The sequence below is a fragment of the Yeosuana marina genome, assembly GCF_011762485.1.
In the GTDB taxonomy this organism is placed as follows: Bacteria; Bacteroidota; Bacteroidia; order Flavobacteriales; family Flavobacteriaceae; genus Yeosuana; species Yeosuana marina.
The window spans coordinates 1-543 of the sequence record NZ_JAAKGI010000034.1; the positions used below are offsets into that span (position 1 = coordinate 1).

Sequence of the window (543 nt, forward strand, 5' to 3'; positions counted from 1 at the left end):
CTTAAGTTTGTCTTTTGTTAAATTAGATAAATAAATTAGAAAGAACAAAAGAGAGGATTAAGGTTATTTTATACGGTGAAGCTTGAGACTTCGGCAACATTGCTAATCCCCTCTCTTTTCTACTCAAATTTCGTTCAGTTCTGTGAGACCAAGATCTCGATTTTAAGTTGTTGAAATCAAAGTAGATTGTCCTTTCAAAAATTCAGTTCTTATGAATAAAAATACAGAAATTTTCGGAATAGACATTAGTAAAGACGTGTTTGATGTTTATAGCCATCAAAAAGGCCATCAAAGTTTTAAGAATGATGCACAAGGCTTTAAATCATTCTTAAAAGTGATAACCAAAGAGTCTTTGGTTGTTATGGAAGCTACAGGGTATTATCATTATCGCTTCGCTCAGTTTTTGCATAAAAATAAGGTACAGGTATCGGTGGTAAATCCATTATCGGTAAAACGGTTTATCCAGATGAAGTTGGCCAAGGTAAAGACCGATAAGAGTGATGCCAAAGCGATTTGTGAGTATGGACAAATGAATGAGGTTCC

1 protein-coding gene is annotated in these 543 nt (G+C 34.1%); it reads left to right on the top strand.

Annotation, left to right across the window (positions count from 1 at the left end):
- Positions 1-211: 211 nt before the first annotated feature.
- Positions 212-543: IS110 family transposase (locus G5V56_RS15645; protein ID WP_166966810.1), on the top strand; the 332-nt coding region annotated here is incomplete at its 3' end.